Origin of the sequence: Cellulomonas avistercoris, from assembly GCF_014836445.1 — a bacterium.
Lineage (GTDB): Bacteria > Actinomycetota > Actinomycetes > Actinomycetales > Cellulomonadaceae > Cellulomonas > Cellulomonas avistercoris.
This window is the reverse complement of the sequence record NZ_JACSQV010000015.1, coordinates 90191-96190: the sequence shown is the minus strand read 5'-3', so window position 1 is coordinate 96190 and position 6000 is coordinate 90191. Positions and strand designations below refer to the sequence as shown.

Genomic DNA, 6000 nt, shown 5'->3' with positions numbered 1-6000 from the left:
GGGGCGGTCGCCACGACACCGAGCACGAAGTCGTCGCCGTGCTCCTCGATACCCGCCCGCACGCCCTGGGCGAGCGCTGGAGCAGCCACGCGAGCGCGACGGACATCGGGGTGGCGCCGCGCCGGGCCGCGACGGCCGAGAGCGCGGCGGACTGCAGGGGGCTGAAGCCTCCCAGCGGGAAGAACGGCACGTAGGCGATGCCCGCATCCGCGAGCAGGTCGACGAGGTCGTCGTCGCCCCGGTGCGCCAGGTTGTACATGTTCTGCACGCAGACGATCGGCGCGATCGACCGCGCCTCGGCGACCTGCTCCGCCGTCGCGTTGCTGACGCCGAGGTGCCGGACCAGTCCCTGCTCCTGGATCTCGACGAGCGTCCCGAACGCCTCGGCGAGCGAGCCCGCCTGCGGGCCCGTCGCGTCCCCGAGGCGCAGGTTGACCACGTCGAGCCGGTCGACCCGCAGGTTCTCGAGGTTCTCGTGCACCTGGCGGCGCAGGTCGTCCGGCCGCCGGGCGGTGGGCCAGCCGCCGTTGGCGTCGCGCGTGGCACCCACCTTGGTCACGACGTGCAGCGAGGCCGGGTAGGGAGCCAGCGCGTCCGCGACGAGGCGGTTGGTGACGTGCGGGCCGTAGGCGTCGCTCGTGTCGATGTGCGTGATGCCCAGGGCGGCGGCCTCCCGCAGCACGGCGACCGCGCCGTCCGGGTCCGCCGGGGGCCCCATGACGCCGGGCCCGGCGAGCTGCATCGCGCCGTACCCGAACCGGGTCACGGTCAGGTCGCCGAGGGTCCAGGTGCCGCCGGGGAGGGAGGTGAGGGTGGTCATGGGTCGCCTGACGTCGGAGGGCCGGCGCCGGGTGGCGCCGCGCGTCCAGTCTGGGAGGCCCGCTTCCGTCCGGGAAGTAGGTACTTTGGAGTGCGTAGGTACCCGCCGGTGACAAGGAGTCCCATGCCGATGACGACGGCCGCACAGCAGCGGGCCACGGCGAAGGTCGAGTACGACGCGTTCCTCGCCACGTGCCCGAGCCGGATGCTGCTCGACCGCATCTCCGACAAGTGGGTGGGCCTCGTCCTGTGCGCGCTGGGTGACGCGCCGCGGGACCCCGCGACCGGATCCGCGGTGCTGCGCTACTCCGAGCTGGGGCGCCGGTTGGCGGGCGTCAGCCCCAAGATGCTCAGCCAGACGCTGCGCGCGCTCGAGCGCGACGGCCTGGTCACCCGCACCGCGACGCCGACCGTGCCCGTCACGGTGACGTACGAGCTCACCGACCTGGGGCACTCGCTGCGCGGAGCGCTGCGGGTCGTCAAGGAGTGGGCCGAGGGGCACATGGACGACGTGCTCGCGCACCGCGAGGCGTACGACGTCGGGATGCGGTGACGGCACCCGAGGTCGACGATGCGAGAGGGGCCCTGACCCTGCGACCCCTGCGCAGCGAGCGCACGGCGGCGGCGGAGGGCGTGACCATGAGCAGCACGACGACCGGGCGGACGACGGCGCCCGAGGTGTCGAAGCACTTCACCTCGTCCATCCTGCTGTGGATGCGCAGCGACCAGCCGCGGCGGACCGGCATGGACTACTGGCGGGGCCCGCACTCCGGCATCATCGCGGCCACGCCGGGCCTGGAGGAGTACCGCCAGATCCACCTGGCCGAGCACAACCCCGGACGCTGGCCGTCCACGGCCGGCGTGGAGACCGCGATCCCGGACGACCGCAGGATCGACGGCATCGCCGAGGTCACCTTCGAGAACGCCCTGTCGCCGCTGGCCGGTCGCAAGCAGACGGCGCTGGCGTACGAGGACGAGATCAACGTGTTCCGCCGCACCCTGCTGTACGCCGGCCCTCCCGGCACGTCGCGCTGGTACGACGTCGCCCCCGGTGAGAAGCCCGGGTCGCGGGCCGTGGTCTACCTGCGCCGCCGCGACGACGTCGGCACGGTGGCGTTCCACCGGTTCGTGACGACGGAGCTCGTGCCCGCGCTGGTGCGCACGGGGGTCCTGAAGGAGCTCCGCACCCAGGTGTTCCTGCCGTGGAGCAAGAAGCTCTGGGACACGCCGCACGTCGCGCACGACAACCCGCCCGACCAGCACCTGCACGCCTCGGTCGTCCTCGGGTTCGGCGACGACGTCGCCCGGGACGCCTTCCTCACCGGTGCGTCCACCGGGCTCACGCGCGTGCTGGCGCCCTCCGTCTCCGCGATCCACGCCTACGACGTCGACGTGACCCTGACCTACGTGCGCGACGGTCAGAGGCTGCCGCACCCCGAGGAATGACGAGGACGAGGCGAGGCCGGACCACGACGTCGTCGGCCCGTCGCCGTGCGATTCTGGTGCCGTACGCGCAGCAACTCTCGACAGGAGCACCCAGGTGGTCGACCTCGCCTACGTGATCGCCGGATCCGAAGCCACCGGCGGCGCCGGGATCCAGGCGGATCTGCGGACCTTCCAGGCCCTGGGGGCCTTCGGCCTCGGGACGGTCACGTGCATCGTCTCGTTCGACCCCGCGAACGACTGGGGGCACCGGTTCTTCCCGGTCCCCGCCGACGTGATCGCCGCGCAGATCGAGGCCGCGACCGCCGCGTACGCGCTCGACGTCGTCAAGATCGGCATGCTCGGCACGCCCGCGACGATCGACGTCGTCGCGGCCGGCCTGCGGTCCCAGCCGTGGCGGCACGTGGTGCTCGACCCCGTGCTCATCTGCAAGGGCCAGGAGCCCGGCGCGGCGCTCGACACCGACAACGCCCTGCGCGAGCAGGTCGTCCCGCTCGCGACCGTCGTGACGCCCAACCTCTTCGAGGCCCGGGCGCTGTCGGGCATGGCCACCATCGAGACCGTCGAGCAGCTGACGGAAGCAGCGCGTCGGATCCAGGCGCTCGGCCCGCGGTGCGTCGTCGCGAAGGGCGGCGTCGAGCTGCCCGGTGACGACGCGGTGGACGTGCTCGTGGACGGCGACGAGGTCACCGTGCTCCGGGCGCCGAAGGTCGGCCGCGAGCGCGTCGCCGGCGCCGGCTGCACGCTGGCCGCGGCGATCACGGCCGAGCTCGCCCAGGGGGCCGACGTGGGCGCGGCGGTCGCCCGCGCGAAGGACTTCGTCACGGCGGGCATCGAGGGGCGCCTGGGCGGGCGCGCGCCGTTCGAGGTGGTCCGGCAGGGCGCCTGAGCACGGGACGGGCCGCGGTCGCGCGCGCGGACGGCCGCGTGCCCTGCACGGTGCGACCGGCGCCGTGCGGCGCGGGACCGTAGCGTCCGGCAGATGTCGGCACCGACGTCACAGGACCGCGCCCGTTCCGCTCCGCGACCGTGGGAGCGGCGCTGGCGACCCCTCGGCTACCTGGCGGTCGGGGCGGTCTGGTCGGTGCTGACGGCGGTGACGCTGGCCGCTGTCCTCTACCTGGTCGTCGCGGCGCCGGCGGGTGCCTTCCCGCCGCTGTCCGAGACGCTGCGGGAGCAGTTCGCGGACCCCCAGGAGGTGGTCGCGTTCGCCGTCTGCATGGTGCTGCTCTCCGCGCTCCTCGGCCCGGTGTGCTGGTACCTGCCTGCGGCGTGCTGGCCCTGCGCGGTCCTCGCGTTCGTGTACGTCAGGCGCAGCCTCCAGTCCCGGTACGCGGGGGAGCGGCTCTCGCGCACGCAGCAGTCCTTCGGCACGCTCGGTCCGCCCGTGGTGACCTCGACGGCGCTCTCGCTCCTGCCGGTGCGCGCCTCGCGCGTCACCCGCGCGGTGATGCAGGTGTACGGGTCGGCGTGGTCCCCCCAGGGCCGGCAGGCCCGCGCCACCCTGCTCACGGGGCCGGCGTACCTGCTGTTCGTGGGTGCGGCCGCGTGGCCCGTGCAGGGTCTCCTGCGGGCGCTGCTGGTGACCGTGTCGGGCGTCCTGCTGGCCGTCAGCGTCGTGCAGGTCGTGCGGGAGACCCGCCGCCGCTTCGCCCCGGCGGTCGCCGCCGCCTGACGGTCCGGCGGGTGTGCGGACGACGTGGTTCGCCCCCGCACGCCGCTGCGGGCCGCCCCCGGGGAGGGAGCGGCCCGCAGCGGCGGGGCCAGCTGTCGAGCCGGCGGTCCGACGTGCCTAGCGCTGCAGGGTCAGCAGACCCGGGCGGTACGGCAGGGCGCCGTAGTCGCCGCCGGAGGACGGGTTGCGGCCCTGGTAGAGCAGCTGCAGGTTGCACGGGTCGACCGTCATGGTCTGGTCCGCGTTGGTGCGCAGCAGCTCACCGTGGGAGATGTCGTTCGTCCACGTCGCGCCGGAGTTGGCCTTGCCGGCGAACGAGTTGGACTCGCTCGCGGCCTGCGGGGTCCACGTGCCGTCCAGGCTCGTGGCCGTGAAGGACCGGAAGTAGCGGCCCTGCGACCCGATGGCCTCGACGATCATGAGGTAGCGCTGCTGGCCCTGGAGCTTGTAGACCTGCACCGCCTCGAAGAGGTTGTTCGTCGTGTCGGTCATGATCGTCTGGTAGCTCGACCCGAAGCTGCCGGGGAAGTTCCCGATCGGCATCGACGCCCGGTAGATGCGGCCGTTGTCACCGGCGAAGAACAGGTACATGTTCCGGTCGTCACCGATCAGGGCCTGGTCGATCGGACCGGTCCCCGAGTTGGAGATCGACCCGGTGAAGAGCGTCTGGTGCGCGCCCCAGCTGTTCGGGTCCGACGGGTTGGTCGACGTCCGGTAGGAGAACGCGGGGCCGCCCCACTGGTAGGCCAGGACCCACACGCTCTTCGGCGCGAAGTAGAAGAGCGACGGCGCGACCGCCGTGAACGGCATCGTCCGCTGCTGCGCCGAGCCCATCTGCGAGTAGCTCGAGAAGGGGGCGAACGCGGTCGACTGCCACGCCGTGCCCGTGTTCGTCGTCGCGTACACGAGCTGCTGGCCGTTGACCGGCGCGACGGTGAAGTCCTTCAGCGAGACCCAGCCGGAGCGCGGCTGGGCCAGCACGCCGGAGTCGCGCCACCGGTACGACGACGGCAGCGAGCAGGTGCCCGTCGGCGGCGGCGTGGTCGGCGACGTCGTGGGCTGCGTCGTCGGGTTGCTCGTCGGCTGCGTGGTGGGGTTGGTCCCGCTGCCGACCCGCACGAGCTGCCACTGCTGGTTGTTCCCGCCCCAGTTCGAGTACTGGACGATGTTGGCGCCGTCCGCCGTGGACCCGCCCTGGACCTCGATGGCCTTGCCCGACTGGCGGCCGACGAGGATCACGTAGCCGTTCGCGGCGTCCTGCAGCCGGAACTGCTGGTTGGTCTGGTTGCGGTCGGTGTACTGGACGATCGCACCGCCGTCGGCGGTCGAGAAGTTGTAGACGTCGAGGACCTTGCCGGACAGCCGGGACTTGATCCGGTAGTTGCCGTCGCCGGAGTCGACGAACTGCCACTGCTGCTGCGCACCGTCGTTGCGGGTCCACTGCGTGATGCGGGCGCCGTCGGCCATCGACAGGTTGTAGACGTCGAGCGCCTTGCCGCTGCCGCGGTTGATCAGCACGTACGACGCGCTGGTGTCGACCGTCGCGGCCGATGCCGCGGGGGCGGCGACGAGTGCGGCCGCACCTGCTGACACCGCCGTGGCCGCGGCGACGAGGACCGACGCCCAGCGGCGGCGTCCTCGTGCCGGGGCAGGCGCCCCGTGGGCACGTGCTGATCTCATGCTGCTCTCCTTCGAGTGGTCGGGGGTCGAGCGGGCGTGCGCGGCCGCGGTCGACGTCGACGGGCCGGCATGCCGTGTGAGCCTTCACATCCCGGTTCGCGCGGTTTGTGAAGGTTCACATTGCCACGTGGGATCGCTCCGACTGAAGGGTCGGGTGAGGCCCCTAAACGCTTCGCGTCGCCCCCTCGCCAGCCGGCGTGGCAATCGTTCCCCCCTTCGGGTGGCGAGGGCCGCGGGCACCCGTGTGCCACCCCGGTGCCGTCCCCTCCTCCCACGGGAGGAGACGGCCGCCCGGCACGTCTCCTCCACCAGCAGGTGCTGGGGGGCCATCGCCTCTCCGTAGCGTCGGCGACGGACGCACCGCAGGGTGCGGACGGACCAGG

The 6000-nt window shown here is 72.9% G+C and carries 6 protein-coding genes; 4 read left to right on the top strand and 2 right to left on the bottom strand.

All coding sequences use genetic code 11. The annotated features are described in order from the left end of the window. Positions 1-820: oxidoreductase (locus H9657_RS16115; RefSeq protein WP_191784439.1), on the bottom strand; the 820-nt coding region annotated here is incomplete at its 3' end. A 123-nt stretch (positions 821-943) separates the two neighbouring features. Between H9657_RS16115 and H9657_RS16110 the strand changes: the two genes are divergently transcribed. The 4 genes from H9657_RS16110 (at position 944) to H9657_RS16095 (ending at position 3937) form a co-directional block, all read left to right on the top strand. After that, complete coding sequence (locus tag H9657_RS16110; RefSeq protein WP_191784438.1) at positions 944-1372, top strand: winged helix-turn-helix transcriptional regulator; 429 nt, start codon at positions 944-946, stop codon at positions 1370-1372. Positions 1373-1458: 86 nt separating this feature from the next. Next, positions 1459-2265, top strand: coding sequence for a strictosidine synthase (locus tag H9657_RS16105; RefSeq protein ID WP_191784437.1), 807 nt, complete (start codon positions 1459-1461; stop codon positions 2263-2265). A gap of 94 nt (positions 2266-2359) precedes the next feature. Beyond that, positions 2360-3151, top strand: coding sequence for a bifunctional hydroxymethylpyrimidine kinase/phosphomethylpyrimidine kinase (gene thiD, locus H9657_RS16100; protein ID WP_191784436.1), 792 nt, complete (start codon positions 2360-2362; stop codon positions 3149-3151). A 93-nt stretch (positions 3152-3244) separates the two neighbouring features. Next, positions 3245-3937, top strand: coding sequence for a hypothetical protein (locus tag H9657_RS16095; protein ID WP_191784435.1), 693 nt, complete (start codon positions 3245-3247; stop codon positions 3935-3937). 117 nt (positions 3938-4054) lie between these two features. On the opposite strand, the gene H9657_RS16090 is transcribed toward H9657_RS16095, so the two are convergent. After that, positions 4055-5617, bottom strand: a complete 1563-nt coding sequence (locus tag H9657_RS16090; RefSeq protein ID WP_191784434.1) for a non-reducing end alpha-L-arabinofuranosidase family hydrolase — start codon at positions 5615-5617, stop codon at positions 4055-4057. Positions 5618-6000: the final 383 nt, after the last annotated feature.

Bases quoted from the DNA above. Each gene is read 5' to 3' on its own strand.
- H9657_RS16110 (WP_191784438.1), top strand. From the start codon at position 944: ATGCCGATGACGACGGCCGCACAGCAGCGGGCCACGGCGAAGGTCGAG.
- H9657_RS16105 (WP_191784437.1), top strand. From the start codon at position 1,459: ATGAGCAGCACGACGACCGGGCGGACGACGGCGCCCGAGGTGTCGAAG.
- H9657_RS16095 (WP_191784435.1), top strand. From the start codon at position 3,245: ATGTCGGCACCGACGTCACAGGACCGCGCCCGTTCCGCTCCGCGACCG.
- H9657_RS16090 (WP_191784434.1), bottom strand. From the start codon at position 5,617: ATGAGATCAGCACGTGCCCACGGGGCGCCTGCCCCGGCACGAGGACGC.